General features: G+C 34.3%; 21 protein-coding genes. 18 read left to right on the top strand and 3 right to left on the bottom strand.

The features are described from left to right. Positions 1-17: 17 nt before the first annotated feature. Positions 18-605 carry a hypothetical protein gene (locus tag UGRO018_RS06835; protein WP_416325724.1) on the bottom strand — a complete coding sequence of 196 codons (588 nt, stop codon included), beginning with the start codon at positions 603-605 and terminating at the stop codon, positions 18-20. Between the two features lie 301 nt (positions 606-906). Between UGRO018_RS06835 and UGRO018_RS06840 the strand changes: the two genes are divergently transcribed. From UGRO018_RS06840 to UGRO018_RS06910, 15 genes are all read left to right on the top strand, one after another. Then, positions 907-2,322 carry a hypothetical protein gene (locus UGRO018_RS06840; RefSeq protein WP_416325725.1) on the top strand — a complete coding sequence of 472 codons (1,416 nt, stop codon included), beginning with the start codon at positions 907-909 and terminating at the stop codon, positions 2,320-2,322. Between the two features lies 1 nt (position 2,323). Beyond that, positions 2,324-3,232 carry an ABC transporter ATP-binding protein gene (locus tag UGRO018_RS06845; RefSeq protein WP_416325726.1) on the top strand — a complete coding sequence of 303 codons (909 nt, stop codon included), beginning with the start codon at positions 2,324-2,326 and terminating at the stop codon, positions 3,230-3,232. After that, positions 3,225-4,352 (top strand): ABC transporter permease subunit, encoded by a 1,128-nt coding sequence (locus UGRO018_RS06850; RefSeq protein ID WP_416325727.1) that lies wholly within the window; start codon positions 3,225-3,227, stop codon positions 4,350-4,352. The genes UGRO018_RS06845 and UGRO018_RS06850 overlap by 8 nt, the downstream gene beginning before the upstream one ends. Before the next feature lie 699 nt (positions 4,353-5,051). Further along, a complete protein-coding gene (locus UGRO018_RS06855) occupies positions 5,052-5,516 on the top strand; it encodes an NUDIX hydrolase (RefSeq protein ID WP_416325728.1) in 465 nt (154 codons plus the stop codon). A gap of 89 nt (positions 5,517-5,605) precedes the next feature. After that, positions 5,606-7,249, top strand: coding sequence for a putative manganese-dependent inorganic diphosphatase (locus UGRO018_RS06860; RefSeq protein ID WP_416325729.1), 1,644 nt, complete (start codon positions 5,606-5,608; stop codon positions 7,247-7,249). 161 nt (positions 7,250-7,410) lie between these two features. Continuing rightward, entirely contained in the window at positions 7,411-7,566 is a 156-nt protein-coding gene (locus UGRO018_RS06865; RefSeq protein ID WP_416325730.1) for a hypothetical protein, read from the top strand. A 107-nt stretch (positions 7,567-7,673) separates the two neighbouring features. Then, on the top strand, positions 7,674-8,051 hold the full coding sequence (locus UGRO018_RS06870) for a GntR family transcriptional regulator (RefSeq protein WP_416325731.1): 378 nt from the start codon (positions 7,674-7,676) through the stop codon (positions 8,049-8,051). Positions 8,052-8,104: 53 nt separating this feature from the next. Further along, on the top strand, positions 8,105-8,797 hold the full coding sequence (locus UGRO018_RS06875; RefSeq protein WP_416325732.1) for a hypothetical protein: 693 nt from the start codon (positions 8,105-8,107) through the stop codon (positions 8,795-8,797). Then, a complete protein-coding gene (locus tag UGRO018_RS06880; protein ID WP_416325733.1) occupies positions 8,794-10,002 on the top strand; it encodes a hypothetical protein in 1,209 nt (402 codons plus the stop codon). Before UGRO018_RS06875 ends, UGRO018_RS06880 begins: the two co-directional genes overlap by 4 nt. A gap of 23 nt (positions 10,003-10,025) precedes the next feature. Further along, positions 10,026-10,706, top strand: a complete 681-nt coding sequence (locus UGRO018_RS06885) for a hypothetical protein (RefSeq protein WP_416325734.1) — start codon at positions 10,026-10,028, stop codon at positions 10,704-10,706. Next, positions 10,703-11,863 carry a hypothetical protein gene (locus UGRO018_RS06890; RefSeq protein ID WP_416325735.1) on the top strand — a complete coding sequence of 387 codons (1,161 nt, stop codon included), beginning with the start codon at positions 10,703-10,705 and terminating at the stop codon, positions 11,861-11,863. The genes UGRO018_RS06885 and UGRO018_RS06890 overlap by 4 nt, the downstream gene beginning before the upstream one ends. Positions 11,864-11,885: 22 nt before the next feature. Further along, positions 11,886-12,587 (top strand): hypothetical protein, encoded by a 702-nt coding sequence (locus tag UGRO018_RS06895; protein ID WP_416325736.1) that lies wholly within the window; start codon positions 11,886-11,888, stop codon positions 12,585-12,587. Between the two features lie 16 nt (positions 12,588-12,603). Then, positions 12,604-13,278 carry a hypothetical protein gene (locus tag UGRO018_RS06900; protein WP_416325737.1) on the top strand — a complete coding sequence of 225 codons (675 nt, stop codon included), beginning with the start codon at positions 12,604-12,606 and terminating at the stop codon, positions 13,276-13,278. 8 nt (positions 13,279-13,286) lie between these two features. Next, a complete protein-coding gene (locus tag UGRO018_RS06905) occupies positions 13,287-14,507 on the top strand; it encodes a hypothetical protein (RefSeq protein ID WP_416325738.1) in 1,221 nt (406 codons plus the stop codon). A 2-nt stretch (positions 14,508-14,509) separates the two neighbouring features. Next, a complete protein-coding gene (locus UGRO018_RS06910) occupies positions 14,510-15,199 on the top strand; it encodes an ABC transporter ATP-binding protein (RefSeq protein WP_416325739.1) in 690 nt (229 codons plus the stop codon). A 45-nt stretch (positions 15,200-15,244) separates the two neighbouring features. On the opposite strand, the gene UGRO018_RS06915 is transcribed toward UGRO018_RS06910, so the two are convergent. After that, positions 15,245-16,618, bottom strand: coding sequence for an NAD(P)/FAD-dependent oxidoreductase (locus tag UGRO018_RS06915; protein WP_416325740.1), 1,374 nt, complete (start codon positions 16,616-16,618; stop codon positions 15,245-15,247). Positions 16,619-16,770: 152 nt separating this feature from the next. Beyond that, positions 16,771-17,556, bottom strand: a complete 786-nt coding sequence (locus UGRO018_RS06920; RefSeq protein WP_416325741.1) for a carbohydrate-binding family 9-like protein — start codon at positions 17,554-17,556, stop codon at positions 16,771-16,773. A gap of 141 nt (positions 17,557-17,697) precedes the next feature. Here UGRO018_RS06920 and UGRO018_RS06925 point away from each other — a divergent pair, with 141 nt between their 5' ends. From UGRO018_RS06925 to UGRO018_RS06935, 3 genes are all read left to right on the top strand, one after another. Next, positions 17,698-18,078 carry a multidrug transporter gene (locus tag UGRO018_RS06925; protein WP_416325742.1) on the top strand — a complete coding sequence of 127 codons (381 nt, stop codon included), beginning with the start codon at positions 17,698-17,700 and terminating at the stop codon, positions 18,076-18,078. A 173-nt stretch (positions 18,079-18,251) separates the two neighbouring features. Further along, positions 18,252-19,127, top strand: coding sequence for a YitT family protein (locus UGRO018_RS06930; RefSeq protein WP_416325743.1), 876 nt, complete (start codon positions 18,252-18,254; stop codon positions 19,125-19,127). Positions 19,128-19,139: 12 nt separating this feature from the next. Further along, the gene (locus UGRO018_RS06935; RefSeq protein WP_416325744.1) at positions 19,140-19,925 is read left to right on the top strand and encodes a histidinol-phosphatase; all 786 of its coding nucleotides are present in this window, start codon (positions 19,140-19,142) and stop codon (positions 19,923-19,925) included. The last annotated feature ends 310 nt before the right edge of the window (positions 19,926-20,235 follow it).

Raw genomic sequence — 20,235 nt, forward strand, 5'->3', positions numbered from 1 at the left:
GATAGATAAGACAGTTATTATGACTGCTTATCTATCTTTTCTTGTACAACCGTTTCATTTAATTGTTTGATTACCGTTTGATCTAGTTTTTTTAACTCCTCCTCAGGTACTTCTTTCATTGTTTTATATGTCTTTGGAAATAGCTCACCTTGAACATATCCTTGGATATAGACCCCATCAACTTCCATGGTATAGTTGACACTGATCAATTGCATATCTTTATTTTCAAATTTTCCCGTAGATGTTTCTTTTAATTCATTATCATTAAATAAAGTATATATCATCATGACTCTGTTGTTTCTATATTCCAATTCTTTATCCATTCGATCAATATCTTTTCGTTTTCCTACAACAACTTCATCCAATTTCTTTGTGCTAAAAGTGACATTTTTATATGATATTCCATATACGGTTCCAAATCCGTTTTTAATGATTCCATAGAATTCATCATCTTCAGAATATTGTATGAATGAACTTACTAACTCATCTTTTGGCAATGTTCCTGACATAACTTTGATATCAATGTCATTCATATCATTTATAAGTCCAATACCTAATACGATAACTATAAACAAAGCAAACAATGACCATAAAATTTTTTTCATTCAATCACACCCTTTCCTCTATCAAATCATATGTTATGTAATTTAGCAGAACAAAGATATCGCTTTCATTACCTATTATATTATATCATTATTGACATAACTATTTAATATTAAATTGAATATAATTAAAAAACCTCTTTTTTGTTTTCTAAGGAAAATATTCTTCTTTTATAATGCAACTTCTATCAAATTATGGTACTCTAGTATAGATAACATTGTATGATGGATTCGTGAAGCAGACAATCATTAAAAGACTCTCATTCTTGGCATTTATAATTAAGTATAAAGGGGATTACGTAAGATGATATTAACTGAAGTCAAGCTACTATTGAAAGCAAGAACAAGTCAAATTGTATTTTTATTTTTGTTGTTTTCATCTATGATGGTAATGGCTGATGTAATACGTGATGAATCACAGATACAAACCTACGATATGTTCATGGAATCAATCAAACAAACTGTTTATATCGAAGAAAACCAATTAGAAAGTAGTCTACAAGAATACAATGCGGTAAAAAACATGGGTTTGGAAGCAGATACCAAAGCAAAAAAAATGAAAGTTAACCTAATGCAACAACAATATGAAGAAGGAATGAATACTTACAATCAGATTCTTTCGTTAAAACGAGATGATACAGAAACAATTAATCAAATTTGGAGTAAATATCTAGTACGTAGACAATTGAGGATGAGCTTGTTATTTGGCACGACAGAGTTTCATGATGAGAATCCGCTTAAGATATTTTCACAAGAAATAACAGAATATCCGGAAATTTTTGATTCATTTGATGTATCCTTCTTTGATTATGATGTGTATACAAGTATGGATTACACGTATGGATCACATGATATGTTTCAAAAACATAATGAATACGAAAATCGAATCAGTATGTTAAGAGCTGCTATTTATACATATGAACATGAGATACCAGTAGCTGTCTATGATCTTAGAGGACCGGAACTATTTCATTTAAGATTGTTTACCAAAGATACATTGTTCGGTGTCGGTTCCCTTTTAAGTGCTTTTTTATTTTTCTTTCTTCACAGTTATCATTTTCGTTCTTTGAACATGGATCAATATTATATGGCATTGCCTATGAAAAAAGGTAAAGTGTATCAGAGTCATATGTTAAGTAGTTTACTTACTTTTCTGATTCTTTATCTAGTAGCGTATGCCTTACCTTGGGTTATTTTGGCACTACGATATGGAGTATCATGGATGAATTATCCTGCGATTATCGATGCAAACTTATTAACATCTTATCAAGGCGCAACCAATCAACTTAGTGATGGGGTTTATGGTATGACTCCTTTTGTTTCAACTAATCCAGGACCTGATCTAACCTTTTATCCTACATTGGAAGCAAATATTCAAGTAATTCCTTATGGTATGAGCATGATGATTGTCTTGTTATGTACTATGTTTCAGATTCTTTGTATCTCGATTAGTTGTACCTATTTGGTTTTTATGATCCGAAAAAGAATGATATTAACGATGACAATGATTTGTTTATTGATGCTTTTGGCAGTGACTAGAGTAAGTTTTATTCCCATACTCAGTTACATTCCGCTCTTGTATCCATCTGCAATTTATCTTTTGAATGCAGGACATGGAATAGGCATCATTGCATTATGCCTTATATCTATATCTTGGAGCTTTTTGTTATTGTATCTTGGTAGTAAACAAAGTAATCATCAGGATTATGCGGAGGATTAATATGGAACATATCTTAGAAATTAAACACTTAACGAAAAAGATAAAGAGTAAAACGATTTTAAAAGATATCAATATCAAAATAAAAGAGCAGGAAATTATAGGCCTAGTAGGCCCTAATGGCGCAGGAAAAAGCACATTAATGAAGTGCATAGCCAGTATTTATTTGCCTACTCAAGGTAGTATAAAAATTCTAGATAAAGATGTAAACCATGAGCATGCGCAAGCTATGCAAAGTCTAGGTATATGTATTGAACAACCGGCATTATTTCCATATCTAACAGGGCACGATCATTTTCAGTTAATTGCGAAATATAAAAAAGTGAGTAAAGAGAAAATTAAAGAATTAGAGGAGTTCTCTAATTTAGGAGATAAACTAAACGATAAAACCAAAACATATTCTATGGGAATGAAACAGAGAATGGCATTGTCTTTAGCATTAATGAATGATCCGAAATTGATCATTTTGGACGAACCTACCAATGGATTAGATCCACAATCAGTATTTGAATTAAGAAAGCAATTACTACAAATTAAGGAAAAAGGATCAAGTATCGTATTGTCAAGTCATACGTTGAGAGAAATAGAAAAGATTGCAGATCGTATCATTTTCATTGATCAAGGAAGAGTGATGAAAGAAATTAAAACAGCGGATATCGCACAAGTAAATCAAATTTATACCTTTTTTGTATCCGATGTACCAATCGCAATCAAAGTGCTGAATTCACTAGATGATTGCAAGCTGATTGAACAAAAGGAAGATAGTTTCACCTATTGTTTTGTTTCAAATGCTGCTTTTTCTAAAGCGTTAACTGCGCTTACAAAACATACAGATATTCTGTCAATCTATCATAGAGATGATGGACTTGAATCTTTTTATCAAACACTTTATGAGGGAAAAAGCTATGATTGAATTAATGAAAATTGAATTTGATAGACTAAAAAGAAAACTACTAATAACTGTTGGTTTATGTGTTTTATTTGCTGTGTCTATCTTTTTCATTCAATTTGAACATGTAAATGATTTATTTCCTAAAGAAAGAATTCAACAAATAGAACAAGCAATGAACTCTTATCATATTGAATTAAATAGGATCAATAAATTAAAGGATACAAGCCAAACAACGCAGGATTATAGAATATTTTTGGAACAACAGCTCTCTGATCTAAGCATGCTTAAAATATACTATAAAGATGAACAAAAAATGGAAGAGCGAAATGAGCTAGAAGGAATCATTGATATGCAATTATATCATTCATTAGAAGAAGGAATGAGTTTTGATCGTATGATTTTACGTGATAACAAAGAAGATGTGGAACAGCGTGTTTTATTATATCAAACATACCAAGAAAAAGGTATGAAACAAAAGCAATGGGAAACAACACCTACTTTAATGTACACATTATCTTGCGCATTAGATGGCTTTACTCCCTTTATGATAGGATTATGTATCATCCTTATTCTTTTCTCCTGCACTATATGGGCAGAAGATTTTGAATACCGAATTCACTATTTTCTATATACATCACCTTATAGAAAAGAACATATCTATTGGGCAAGATGTATTGTATATTTAGGTTCTATCATATTGTTATTAATTATCTCGCTATGTTCACTATGTCTGCCGGCATTTATTCTACATGGAATTGGAACGAATGAATTTGTGACTATAACTAGGGATTTTGTATCCTTACACCTTATGGCACCAGAATTAAACGCTGTTATACCTATCATCTATAAGGTCGCTTCTGAAGGTATCTTGTTGTTGCTGTATATGTTTTGTTTCTTTGCATTCATTCAATTACTATCTATTTTGGTAAAGGGGAAGATGGAAAGTATAATGTATATTCTTACCATCTTTATGTTAAATATTTTTTTGTTTCAATATATGGCACAAGATTTCCTATTATTATCACAATTCGGGATTACAACGATGCATTTTACATTAATTTTTAAGTGCATATTAATGACGCTATGTGGTGTTATATTTCTTAAAATGAGTGAATTCATATTTCTACGATATGATGGTTAATTATCATAATAATAAAAGAGATTCCTTTATTTAAATGAGATTTTGATCTAGGAATCTCTTTTCATGTAAATTTCTGAATGATCACGTTTTGTAATTAGTAAAAAACAGGAAATGTAGGAAATTATATTAGATGTTTAAAATCACCAAAAGATAATTATTTCTTATTTCGATGTAAAGTAATATGTTCATATATAGCCTTTATCATAAGAATTAATCCAAATATAATAAGTAGTATAGATAGAAAGTATAAGGCTTTTAATTTATGATAGGCTAAAAACATATTAAATGTAAGATTTTGAACTATTAGAAATGCTTTGCTTATTCTTATGATTAAATATATGATAGATCCTACAAAAAATGTCATTAAACCTATTTCATAGCTTTTTTTATGCATGTTGTCACCTTCTTTTTTTATCCTGTTTTAAAGTTTTTTTAGTTTAATATATATCACTTTAACAATAGAATTCTTTTATACAACATATAAATATGCATAAAAATCACCTTCTCACTCTTCAACTTTATTATAGCTTTATTACTTATTATTGTAAATAATTAAATGGGGCGTGATTGAACAAAATAGCATATTTCATTTATTGCGATTTCTTACAGATTGCTATCATCAAATCGTCATTGGATCGTAATAAAAATTTAATAATATCTAGGATGGGAAGTGTTAAACTTTTCTATGGGTGATGAAAAATGAATAGAACGATTGGATGCTTTGCGGTAATAGAAGATAAGGATCATAAAATCCTAGTTGTGAAAAGAAACGATGTTCCTTTATGGGATTTGCCAGGAGGAAAAAAAGATAAGGGTGAAACATTGGAAGAATGTGTCATTAGAGAAGTGAAAGAAGAAACGGGTTTAGAGATAGAGATTGATTATTTGATTGGCGAATTTCAAAGACCGAAAGCCAATGATATACAGTATGTTTATGCATGTAGAAGAGTTTATGGTGATGTTATAGAGCGAGGCGAAGAAACAAAGAAGTTGAAATATATTAGTCCGTTTCTTTTACCGATTTGGATGGTACCAAACAGAAAAAAACAAATTATGTGCTATCGAAGAGGTAATATAGATGTTAGGCAGATATTGAAAGATCACCATGTATTTTTTGTCTTACAGAAATTAATGAAAAGTAAATGGTGTGGTACGACTAGATAAAATGACAAACTTGAATAACTTTTTGGTTGTTATCATTGCAATTTTATGTGACTTGTATATAATTAAAACGTACTAAAGGGGTAAATACCATGGAAAAAAATAAAACGGTCTATGTAACAGGGCATAGGCATCCGGATACAGATTCAATTGTATCGGCGATAGCTTATGCACAATTTAAAGAAAGAAAAGGTATCCATGCAATTCCTTGCCGTTTAGGAGAGGTAAATGCAGAAACAAAATATCTATTAGAGAGGTTTCGATTTGAAGAGCCTATGCTGTTTGAGGACGCAAGAGCTACACTTGATGAAATTGAGATCGATGATCCGATTACGATACCACCGACAACAACCATCAAGGAAGCATTAGAGCTTATGACAACGGAAAATAAACAGTCTTTTGGTGTTGTGAATCCTCAAGGAAAGCTGATGGGTATGGTTACCAGATCAGATGTTGCGACCATAGGTTTGGGAGATACTGCAATGTCTATCAAACTATTGAAAGAAACACCAACAGAATATATTGCCAAAACAATCAACGGTGAGGTTCTTTATGATGATCCTAAGCGTCATTTTGATGGAAAGGTCAGTATCATTGCGATTGCGGAAACAAGACTTCGAAACTATGATTTAAAAAATCGTATGGTTATTGTAGGAAATGATCAGGATGCACAGATTACTGCGATAGCAAAGGGCGCCGGTATGTTGGTCGTGGTATGGACAGAAGAAGTTGCTGAAGAAGTATTGGAAATGGCGAAACAGTATCATTGCCCTATTGTAAAATCAGGTCATGGAACTATGAATACGACACGTTATTTATTCTTTGCGCCTCCTGTGAAATTGATCATGAAGACAGATTTGGTCAGCTTCAATATCAATCAGTTTGTGGATGAAGTTGGTAAAAAAATGTTGAAGTCAAGATATCGTAGTTATCCTGTTGTAGACGATGATAATAAACTTTGCGGTTATGTTTCTCGTTACCATATTTTGAATCAACACAATAAAAAAGTAATACTGGTGGATCATAACGAATATTCCCAATCTGTGAAAAGCATAGAAAAAGCGGATCTTTTGGAAGTTATCGATCATCATCGTGTAAGTGATATCGCCACAAATCGACCTATCTTTTTCCGTAATGAAATCATCGGAAGTACAGCAGCCATTGTGACTTCTATTTATATGGAAAATCAAATGAGTATATCCAAAGAGTTAGCCGGATTGTTGCTTGGTGCGATTTTATCGGATACATTAAAGTTTAAATCGCCGACAACTACCGAAAAGGATATGGGTATGGCAAAGGTATTGGCGGATATCGCAGGGCTTGACATCGATCAGTTTGCGAAAGAGATTTTTAAGGTCAGCAGTAATATTTCCAATAAAACGATGGAAGAGCTTTTAAATCAAGATATCAAACGTTTTGAGATAGATGGTAAGGCGGTAGCTATTGCACAGATTATCGCATATCAGGTATCAGAAGCACGAGATATTGAAAAGGAATTAAAGGTTGCGATGGAGTCCTTTGTCCAACAAAAGGCTTTGGATCTTCTGGTTGTTGCGTTTACAAGTATCATGGAAAATGGCTCTATCTTCTTTGCGGCAGGTGAATTGGAAAAGACGGTTGTTGAAGCATTTCCGGATAAGCTTGGAGAAACACATAGCTTTCAAGAAGATGTGTTATCTAGAAAAAACCAGATCGTTCCTTTACTATCAAGAGCGATTATCAATTCTGTACAATAAAGATATCAGACGGCATAGGGTTAAGCCGTCTTTTTTTGCGTATTTTAGACAGTGATTTCTATTATTTTTCTAAATAGTATACAGAGAAAAAGAAACATGCTATCATGTGAGAGAAAGAGACGACAAAACCTTTGTAGAACATGAATGCGAGGTAAAACAAAATGACGAAAACAAAAACAAAAGCAAAAGTTGAAGAAAAAGAATATTCAGAGTCAAAATATCGTTGGCACTTATGCCGGTATGAGTTAAATCAATATGCATGGATGGGTTGTAAGAATCCAAGAAATATGGCGAAGAAAAAAGATAAGCCTAAATAATAATGTAGGTTGCTGATAGATTGATGTATCAGCTTTTTTTATTAAAATAAAGAGCTTCTATTGACAGTGAAGTGTATTAGTGCCATAATACAGTTGAAGGAGGTGGTATGATGATATCCTTTCACTCATTGGTTCTTCATAAAAAGGAACCTGTATATTTACAAATTTGTCGCTATATCAAACAAAGGATCCTGATGCAAGAAATTAAGGATTATGAAGAGCTTCCAAGTCGTAGAGAATTGGCGATGCAGCTATCCATCAATCCGAATACGGTACAAAAGGCATATAAGCTATTAGAAGAAGAACATATCATACGTACCATCAGCAATGTAAAAAGTGTGATCGTTGTAAATGAGGAAATCATAGAAAGTATAAGAAGTGAATTTGTTGAATCAGATATCAAAGAATTTATTCAGAATTGTAAAAATAGTGGTATGACTTTTCAAAAGGTCATTGAATTGCTTACGAAATATTGGGATGAATAATTTTTAATGTCAGATGAGTGTATTATGCACGTAATACAGAAAGGAGATTGTTTATGAAAGGGATCTTTATGATAATGGAACAGACCTGTGGGGAATATAGAAAGATGTTATGTGGTTGTTATTTCGTGTTGTTTTTCATTCAATGCTTGTTAGGATACATGTTTTATACCCCATTTTCTCAACAAAATGCAATCATATATTATCTTCCAATTTTGGTTGCCTTCTTCTTTGTGAATCGTATTCATGCAAAACGATTAAACGTTTTACGGTCAAATGGTGCTTTTCATCGTATCAGATTACTTCCTATGAATCCTTCCTCTTTTGCTTGGAGTGAATTATTGTTTACAGGTATCTCTTATGCAATGATCGTATTTGTTCAACAAATGGTAATGCTTGTTATTTTTATGATGAACCGCATCGATTATCAAACGACAAACCATGCTTTTCTTATTTATGCATTAAGCAATGAAGCATCTATCTTCTTTACGCCTCATTCTTTAACGCAATTGGTAGCATTCCTACTTTGGTTTGTGGCATTGATCGTTGTATTTACGCAAATGCATCTTGCCATGGCATACGATCAGTGGATCGGTCGCTCTATTCTATATCTTGTTGCTTATGTAGGAGTATGCTTCTTGCTAAATACCCTTTCCCTTTTACTGACATCCGTATTGGTCTTCATCATCATGGTCATATCCTTTCTTAACTTAAGAAGCATCACTGGTGTTGGGAGGTGGCGTTCATGAAAAAGATAAAATGGTTTATTATGATTTGTTGTCTGCTTTGTGTGGTTGCTTCTGCTGGTTACTTTTATATGTATCGATCACAGGAATTTCCTTTGGTAGATATCTTAGGCAATCGTTTAGAATTAAAAGATGTGACTATAAAGTTTACGATGCAAATAGATAAGAATTATGTGAATGTACGCTTAGATGATGCGAAGCTTACGTATGATGTTGAAAAGAGTATCAAAGATATTTTTGAAACATCAATGATAACGGAAGAAAGTATGTATATTTATCCGAATTATGAGCGTGTATTAGAACCTTGTGGGGAATGGAAAAGAACAGATGATGATTTAAATGAAACAGAATATTCACAAGAAAGAACCATTCAAGGAGCTAAAATCAACGGTTACTATGCTAGTTTACAAAAAAAAGATAGCTCAATTATATGGGTGCCAAAAGCCTATTCGGGGTTTATTCCCATTGAGTTTGAAGAATATTCTAATGAAAAAAAACAATATAAACAATGTAGAATCATGACAAAGCAAGGTGCTGAAGTTGCCATGGGAGATCTTTGTATAGGTGTAGATCTTGTGTCAGAAGATGAAGAATTCCATTATACCGGAGAACATCAGATTCAAGTTAATGAATCCGAATATTACTTTGTACCTGAAAGAAAAAAAGATACCAAAGGCGATAATTTTATCTTTCATATCTATGTAAAAGATGAAGAATTACTTAGTGAAAAGGTAACCATGTTACCAAAGGATCAACAAGAAGAAGCTATCTATGGTATCCAAGATCATATTTATATCATAGTAGAAAAAAACAATGACCATTATCTACAAAAATATGATAAACAAGGAAAATTGATCAAAGAAATTCAGATGCCAACCAAACAAGCGGATATCAGTGCTTTCATTAAGATCAATGATCATTATATGAATGTGTTTTTACAAGATAAATGTTATGTAATCGATGTAGAGCAAATGAAGCTTATCGATGAAGAACCTATCGATGTCAATGATAGATATATCGTTGATTGCTTCTATCAAGATCATAAGTTATATACGTTATATGACGAATTTCGATCCGATGGCGTAGTGTCCATTCAGGTTCAAAAGCAACAACAAACATTGTATGAAGGAGAAGTATATTTATATCGCCGGTTAAATCAAAATAGTGATATGAATGTTATGTATCATTATGCTGAATTTCAGCGATAAGTAAGAAGGGAGGAAACAACTGTATGAAGGATATCATTGTCATAATGGAACAAACTTGTCAAAAATCAATCAAAAAATTATGTTGTATTTATGTTTGTTATGCATTTCTTTTATGCTTGATGACATATATCTTTGGAATGAAAAATGGTTATGAAATCTTATTTCTTTATCTACCGATCGGAATCATTTCAGGAGTACATCAAAGACGAATAAAAGAGATGATCGGTAATGGTGCTTATGATCGTATTCGTTTATTACCTGTGAAAAGGAATGCTTATTTCATCAGTGAATTGATCTTTGTAATGGTTTCTTGGTTGCCTATCTTCTCCATATTATATCTGATTTGGTTTTTGTATGGTACCTATATTCAGACAGGCTATGTGGACGTTATCAATCAGTTTTTCTTCTTGACACTCTCCTGTGATGTCATGACGATAGTTGCACCTTATCAGTTATCCGGATTATGTGCCTTTATAAGCATTCTTTGTTTGTTGAGCATGGTGGTTGTATTTAATGCGTTTACTACCCTTGCATGGAATTATCAGAAATGGGCATTGATCAATGGTTTGATGGGATTTCTTCTGGTATTGTTTTTGATATCCATGAAAAAACAAGTGTCGGGAATTGCTCTGTGCTGGATCTTCATACTCGTGGATTACACGTTGTTATGTCTTTGGTTCGGGGTTAGGAGAAAGCGAACATGAAAAAGACAATATGCTTTATGGTGGCTAGTGTATTGATATGGGTTGGAGGATATGGAGCATATGTTTACATGTATCAACATGCAGACTTTAAGATACGGACGATACAAGGGGATGATGCTATATTAGAAGAGATCGGAATACAGCTGCAATATAGGAGTAATGATTCTTATGTTTCTACGCTCATTCAAAAGAATGATACAAGGTATCAAATCGATAATCAAACAAAGAGTAGTGAGGGAAATCGAGTATATGAACATTATGACTATGATACAAAAGATGCAAGGGAATGGATCATAGAGGAACAACAATTAGAAGGTTGTGAAACGCATCATCGTCGCTTGGATCACGTTCAAATAAACTATGAGATACTTTTCACGGAAGATCGATCCGAGGTTCTTTTACATACAGGACTAAGTGATTTTAGTAAAGAGGAATATACTTATATAGAAACAGCAACTGTTTGTGAAGGTGATGTACAAGTATCCAATGAGATCAAGCGAGTGGATGCATTGGAAAATGATTATGATCTTGCTTTCGATCAATTGCTTGCGCAATATGACAGTAAACATTATTACTTCGTACCTTATGCGCCAACTAAAACCAAAGGAACACGCTATCTGTACCAATTAACAAAGGATGAGGATACGTGGAAAGTCGAAGAGTTAAATGAATTATCTGAAACGCAAGAAATGATCGAATGTTTTGTGATAGAAAGACGTATTCTGGTGTTATCAAAAGATGAAAAACATCTCTATGTGACTTGTTATGATACAACAGGAGATGAGCTTTCCACAACGACCATAGATACCATATTACCAAAAGGAATGCGCTTTTATCAACAAGGGGCATACCTTATGTGGAAAACCGATTCTACGTTATATGTGTTTGACGGGGATGAGATGAAGCTTATGACACAGATACCATTAGATGCTAGTCTTCTCGAGAAAGAACTTGGCTATACTTTCATTCCTTATATGAAGAATGAAACGCTTTGGATCGGAAGCTTAGAGTATACAAATGATGGAAGAGAGTATGCAAGAGTACAAGCATGGAAACAGGAAACGAAACGATATGAAGGAACGATAGATTTTTTGAAGTCCGGTCCATCTGCAACAGATATGCGTAGACCATACTTGATAGAAATCGGCTTTCAATGATAAACACGAGAGGATGAGGGTTATGTGGAATGCAATAAAATATGCAATCAAGGCATGTTGGCCAATGGAACTAGGGATACTCATCGTTTCCTTATGTTTCTTGGCTATACAGAAACGGGCGTTTTTTGGTCTTACCTATGAACAAAACAACTTGATAGATATCACCTTTCCTATGAAGTCTTGGATGTTTATAGGGTTCCTGCTCAGTGGGTGCTTAGCAGTTTGTGTCATTATGCAGTATTTAAATTTTTCCGTAAGTAAAGTCAGGCTGATGCTGATGCGTGATCATAGGGTAGAATTCATGTTTGGATATATCTTCCTTGTCTTTGTCATCTTTCTTCTATGTTATATGATGTTATCTTACTTATTGAAAGAAGGATTATATGAAATGATATCTTACGGTAATCCCAAAGCTAGTGAAGCATGGAAAAACATGGTATTTCAAGATGTAATCACCCATGATGAGTTGTCCCTTATTCTTGTTATGAATTTACGTAATACAGGAAGAATGTTGCTTTGGCTGTTTAGCTTATCACTGTGGACCAATGCGTGTGCAGTAAGCCAGCTTCTACGAAAGAGAGGTTGGTTAGATATGATCGTGATAAGTACCATCTTACCTTTGGTGATCAGTATCTTCCATTGGAGTCAGATACCGATTTCTATCTTATTATGTATTGGTTATATCTGGTATATTGATCGCTGTTGGAATCAAACATGGATATAGGAAAGGGGTGAATGAAATGAAAGATGTTTCTTTGTTTCTAGAACAAAATTGCAAGAAAAGTGTAAAACAGCTGATCATCATTTATGGGATCGCTATCATCTTGTTTGGATTTTCTTTTCTCTTGAACGAGGTGAATCAAGGGATCCATGCAATCTTTTTGATCATAAGTTTAGCAATCATTGCGAAGGTCAATCATGATCGTCTAAAGGATATGGTTGCCAATGGTGCCTTGACAAGACTTCGCTTGTTGCCGGTAAAAAGAGCAGCCTTTTGTGTGAGTGAAATATTATTTTGTACCATATCTTATATGGGGATATTCGTATGTTTATATCTTGCTTGGTTTGCGTATACTGCGTTTTATCTTCCTCAAATGCAAGGAAACATGTTTCTGTTTACTACATGGTCTTATACCGTATTGGATTTCCTGTTTTCATTGGATGTTTTACATATTATGATCTTGCTTCTCTATTTACTGACGTTAGGGATCAATACCGTAGGTGGTTCATTGTGCAGTGCTATGAAAAGAAAAGATATATCTGTATATAGCTCTATCTGCTTCTCTTATTGGATCATCTTTAATGTGACAAACGTTACTTTGGTTTGGTCATTGATTGTGTGTGGATTGATGTTACTTGTCATGGCGTATTCTCTCTTTTATATCAACCGATATCTAAGACTGATCAGAAAGTAGGTGAGGACATGAAAAAAGTAGGTATCTTCTTGTTGGCAATCTTGTTACTATTTATCGGTAGTTTGATATATGTTAACCAAAGGTCTTTAGATGTAACCTTTGATTTGATCAATCACGTAGGATCAAGTGAGATCTTAAAACCAATTCGTGCGGAATTTTCTTATGGTATTTCAAGACATAAAATCGAATTTCGTATTGAACAGGGGAAACTACAATATCAAATAGATACACAAGATCCACTATATTCCTTACCATTTACATATGAATATCAGGATGCTGATGCAAATGATGCTGAAGGTACCATACAATATCGTGATGGGGATGAGAAGGCGTATTTGTCAGAAGATGTAAATTGGGAATCTATTTATGATAAATGTGATATCAATAAAACTGAGCTTGATAGTGTAGATATCGTTTATCAGTTTCAATCTTGGATACAGTATACTTATCAATTAGGACTAAAATCTGGATTAAAAGCACATTCCAATGATCGTTATAGCTTTCAAAGATATGATATTTCCTGTGAGGGAAAAGATCATATAGATCAGGATAAGCGCTTAGAAAAAACAATCTTGAAGAAAGATCAATTCAATGGTCTATTCTTTGAAACAAACCAAGGCTTAGCCCAATATGCCAGGTATCTAGATGAGCATCATTATTATTTTGTGCCATCTATGGGTGTGGATATCAGTGGACAAAATCATATTTTTCAAATCAATGTGAATTCTCATGGTATTGAATATCAAGATATTACAGCTCTTCCACAAGGAAGATTGTATGAGGGAATGCAAATCGTGAACCAAGATCTTATGGTGTTTTCACATGATGAACAAAACTTTTATTTTTCTAAATATCAAACAGATGGTAGCTTCATGGAAGAAACAAAGATAGCGTATCAATATAAAGAAACAGAACCATGGAGTAGAATGTATCATGATTCTCGTTATTTATATTGGAATATAGGTATGGATTATCGTATCTTCGATACAAAGACCATGCAATTTGTGGATCATTATCAAATAGAAGATAAGGTATATGATATCATCTATCGAGATGGTATCTTATATACCCTTGGTGAAGGTAGTACAGAAAAGAGTTGGTATATCAAAGCATATCAAAATAAACAATTGATCTATGAAGGAGAGGTTTTGGTGCCTGTGGAAGAATTGACACATACCGGAATCATAGACTATGGTTCTTTTATAGATGAAACTAGTAGGAGGGATTAGGCATGTTGGAGTTAAAGAAGGTAACGAAAGCTTATATAAGTGATAAAGGGATATTTGATGTTACGATTCAGTTTCATGAAGGAGAAATTACCGGGATTTTAGGTAGAAATGGTAGTGGTAAAACGACTTTGTTGAAGTCTATTTTAGATTTGATTCAAATCGATGCCGGGGAGATCTTGTTAGATGGATCTCATGTGTATGATCGATATCAAGATGTAGCTTTTATCAGTGAAGAAGGAAGCTTTATGCCGAATATGACCGCTTTAGAATATGGTAGATTTTTGAAAGATTATTATAAGCATTTTGATTTTCATGATTATCAAGCATTGTTAGAACAGTTTGAGATTAGTAAAGAAGGTAAAATCAAAGATTTCTCTAAAGGTCAGAAAATGAAAACGGAAATCGCCGCAGGCTTTTCCATGCATGCGAAATTGATTGTGTTGGATGAACCGTTTAATGGGTTGGATGTTTACGCAAAAGAGGATACCATTAAGCTTTTGATTCAACAATTGCATGAGGATACGGTCATTTTGATTTCCACGCATAACATTGAAGAAATCGAAACCATTGCGGATCGTTGTATTGTGATGGAAAAGGGGAAAATCAGGAAAGATGTAAAAATGGATCAGCTACATGAAGTAGGGATGGATCTGAAAGATTTATTAGACCAATATCGAACAGAGATCAAATGAGTAGGATGATACAAAAAAAGCTGTCAATTTTGACAGCTTTATTATCTATGCTTTAGGTTCGTATAAATATCTTGCGACATATACACCTGATGCACTTGCATGAGATAAAGAGTGAGTGACACCACTACAATCTCCTATGACAAACAGACCTTCGTGTTTGGTTTCTAGATGCTCATCGATTTCAACCTCTAGATTATAAAATTTTACCTCTACACCATATAGTAATGTATCATCATTTGCAGTACCCGGTGCAACCTTATCCAGTTGATAGATCATTTCGATGATATCGTCTAATTGACGCTTTGGAATGACCAAGCTTAAGTCACCGGGTGTCGCAGACAACGTTGGAGTGACAAAACTTTCTTGGATCCTTCCAACAGTACTTCTTTGACCTCGGATGAGATCGCCAAATCGTTGAACGATCACACCACCACCTAGCATATTGCTTAAGCGTGCGATGCTTTCACCGTATCCATTGCTATCTTTGAATGGTTCCGTGAAATGATTGCTTACCAATAATGCAAAATTGGTATTTTCTGTATAACGAGCAGGGTCTTCATAGCTATGACCGTTTACCGTAACGATTCCATTCGTGTTTTCACTTACGACAACACCTCTTGGGTTCATACAGAAAGTTCTGACTTTGTCTTGGAATTTTTGAGTACGATACACGATTTTACTTTCATAAAGTTCATCGGTCAAATGAGAGAAGATACTATAAGGAAGCTCAACACGTACCCCGATATCAACACGATTACTTTTGGTTTTGATACCTAAAGTATCGCAGACATTTCCCATCCATTTACTACCGCTTCTTCCGGTAGAGATGATACATTTTGTTCCGGTAAAGGTTTTCTCTCCACTATGTAAGGCATAGCCGTTTTCTAACTTTTCCACAGAGTCGATATGAGTATTGAAGTGCATGCTTACTTTATTCTGCAATTGTGCAAATAGATTTTCTAACACGACATAGTTTTTGTCTGTACCTAAATGACGTACTTGCGCTTCCAAAAGATGTAAATCATTCTGCATGCATTCCTTTTTTAATCTGGTATTTCCAGTGGAATACAGTTTGGTATCTGCGCCACCATTTTCTACATTGATCTTATCTACATATTCCATTAACTCGATTGCTTCTTTTCTTCCTAAATATTCATATAAGGTACCACCGAATTGATTGGTAATATTATACTTTCCATCAGAAAATGCACCGGCACCGCCAAAGCCATTCATAATTGCACAGGTTTTACAATTGATACAAGATTTGATTTTCACCCCATCAATAGGACATTTCCTTTTTTCAAGGGGATTCCCTGTTTCAAATAAACCGATTTTTAATTCCGGCTGTAGGCGAAGCGCTTCGTATGCAGAGAAGATACCGCCAGGTCCAGCACCAACGATCACTAAGTCAAAATCCATAAGACACCTCCATAAATTGATTAATTTTATGGGAAATTTCAAGATTTCCCAAAGTATTTTACCATATCTATAGAATAAAGCCAGCATTATTTATGAAAACTTTATGAAAGCGGAATGCAAGGAAAAAGAAAAGGCCTTTGGGCCTTCTCAGTTTATTGCAAGAAACGGAATTCACCGAAGGAAGAGGCAACATGGAAGTCAGGATTTGCGGTTTTCGGATCTACCCAAGAAATCCATTCCATCTTAGGATCTTCACCATCTTTTGTAGGGGTTGAGAATTCAGCACGATAGATACCGGCACGCATGATGTGATCATTCAATAGCTTTAAATCTTCTAACGTTTTCATTGGAACTTTCCCCTCAACGATATAGCCATCATCATTGACAACAGCTTTTGTTTCTAATCCCTCTAAATTCCACTTTCCGTCAAAGTCACGATAATATACAATAGAGTAATCATGTACTCGTCCTTTCGGATCGATTTCAATGCCATAATATTTTTCCATACCATCAGGGCCTGGTTTATCAATATAAGTACCGGCAAAGAACAATTCAACACGATCTTCCATATCTACGGTACTTTCGTCATCTTTCCAGTTTTCATCCATTACAACATCTTGATCTTTTACGGTGAAACAGAAATAGAAATTATCTTTATCATGATATCCTTTGAATTCCGTGAATGGAGCTTCTTTGGTATCCCATGGGAAGTGGAAACCGCCGGAAATTGCAGGGATGTCTTTCCATACCTCATCTTCCAGTGAGCCATCAATGCTCGCAGCTTGATCTCGTTTTACGATATCATAATGTGGTGTAGTTGCTTCGTTATAAGCAACACTTGTAGTTGGAGAAGTAGAAGCGTTGTTAGAGTTACATCCTGTCAGGGCAAATAAGGAAGCTGTTAAAGCCAGCGTAGTCCATTGAACGATTTTTTTCATATGAATCGTCTCCTCTCTCTATAGTAGTATCATATCACGAAAAAGTGATGAAAACAATACAAAATGTAAGCGCTATCGTATGACGAATGTGTGATGTATAAGATCCATACGATAGGGTATACTGATGGCTGAGGTGAATGGATGAAAAAGGCGTGGATACTATGTTGTATGCTATTATGGATGTTCGTATGCAGTGTTCATATTTACAGTCGCAATCAATCTTTGGAATATGAGATTCATTATGATTCTCATACCAAACAGACGTATGAAATAAAGGAAAAGATGCAAAAGACCTTTGATGATCTTGTGAGCAATGTGCATACAGACAGTCAAGGATTGATGGTGTTACATAATATTGAAAAATTCTCTTATCATAATATTAAGGCAGAATGGAAGGATAAGCTTGTCTTAATTGAAGGGGATGGAAAAGGCTCTATCATAGAAGGTGATTTGAAAACCAGGCAATATTGTATGGATAAGGTTCAACCAAGAAGTTTCATTCAAGAATTATTCGCTAGATGATAGGAAGAGTGATCATACTCTTCCTTTTTCCTATGTTATCGTGGTAAGAAGTTGTGTTCCTTATATAAGGAAGTGATTCTATATACTATATAGAAAGAAACATAGAATGTAGCTAGGCTTTTAGGAATAGGAAATGATATAATAACCATGTTTGATAAAGAGAGGTGCAGTGTATGAAAAGTTCAAGCAGGGAAATGATGGTCGATATCGCATGGATCATCGCAGGAAATCTGTTTTTGGCAATGGGGGTTGCCTGGTTTATTTTACCTAACAATGTTTTAACAGGGGGATTGGCAGGGGTCGCAATTGCCTTAGAACCATTGCTTCATATACAGCCGCAGTTGATGATCAACGTATTGACGGTCGTATTATTTGTTCTAGGTTCTTTTATATTAGGTAAGAAGTTTGCGATGAAAACCATTTTAAGTACGGTGCTGTATCCTTTGTTGTTAAGTGTTATGTCTTATCTTGTAAGTGATGTGATAGCTCCTGATACATTTATCATGGATAAATATTTGGCAACGATTTACGGGGGAGCATTGATGGGAATCGGAATCGGATGTGTGTTTCGTACAGGTGCAAGTACCGGTGGTATGGATATCCCACCATTGATCGTAAATAAATATACGCATATTCCTTTACCTACGTTGGTATTGATTACGGATGCACTCACTGTATTATTGGGAGTGTTTACTTATAATCTACAAGCTGCTTTGACAGGAATTCTTTCTGTATGGGTGAGCAGTATGTTGATTGATAAAACGATGATGATCGGAGGACATAGTGCTCAAAGTGTCATGATCATATCCGATAACTATGAGGAATTGATGAAAAAAATACATGATCAATTAGAAAGAGGGACAACGATCTTACAGGCAATGGGAGGTTTTTCTAAGGAAAAGAAACCGGTGATCATGGTTGTGGTTAGTAAGAAGCAACTTCCTGAGCTACAATATATGATTGCTCATGAAGATCCGGAGGCCTTTGTAATTGTTTCAGAAACAAATGAAGTACAAGGATTGGGATTTACTTACGAAGAGGAACTTTAGGAGGTCTTGAATATGCAAAAATTTAATTATCACAGTCACACCAAAAGATGTGGACATGCAAGTGGAGAAGATGAGGCATATGTGCTTTCTGCCATACAAAACGGATATCAAAGAATGGGCTTCTCAGATCATGCTCCTTATCGAAACGGATATGCGAAGGGGGAAAGGATGCATAAGGAGGAATTAGCGGAGTATATACAAAGTGTAAAGATGCTTCAACAAAAATATGCAGATCAAATTGAAATACGCATCGGTTTAGAGTTTGAATATTTTGAAGATCAATTAGATGAAATATTAGAATATAAGGATCAAATGGACTATCTTATCATTGGTCAACATGGTCCAAAGTTGTATGAAGAGGAGTTTTATACGAGAAACAGTGATGAGGATATCCTGCTATATGCATCGTTGATTGAGAAGGCTTGTAGAAGGGGACTTCCGGATATGATCGCACATCCGGATCTATACATGTTTTCTAAAGAGGAATGGACAGTGGCCTGTGAACAAGCAGCGGTAACGATTACCAAGGCAGCAGTAGAAGCAAATATCCCGTTGGAAATCAATTTGAATGGTATTCGTTATGGTTATCAACAGATCGGTAAAGAAAAACGAATCACTTATCCTTATCGTAGATTTTGGGAAGTCGCAAGTCGATATCCGGTAAAAGTTGTTTATGGATTGGATGCCCACCATCCTGATAAATATGGGGATTTAGATGCATTCCACACTGTAGATGAGTTGTTGAAAGGGATACCACTTCATAAGCTAGAGGATCTGAAATTTCAGAAAAAGCTGTAGATAAAGCGAGTGAGGGATAAGAAATACAAGAAGGAAATAAAAAAACCTATATATACATATGTGATGAAAATCAAGAATGTGCTTTTTTAGTTTGTATAACCCACTTTTTGCGAAAAACAGGCAGAAAAACTACATAATGATGTAGAAAAAAGCAGAAAAAAAGGGATAATCAAACACAGAGAATACTAGAATGAGCTAGTGTTTTCTGTGTTTTTTTCACAATTAGTTGAATTTTCTTAAAATACGATAAATAAAGGGTTTTTCTGTTGTGTCATAAAAAAAGTAAAATGAAAAAAACAGAAACATTGTG

This window comes from Hoskinsella mucinilytica (assembly GCF_045223415.1).
Classification (GTDB): Bacteria; Bacillota_I; Bacilli_A; order Erysipelotrichales; family Erysipelotrichaceae; genus Hoskinsella; species Hoskinsella mucinilytica.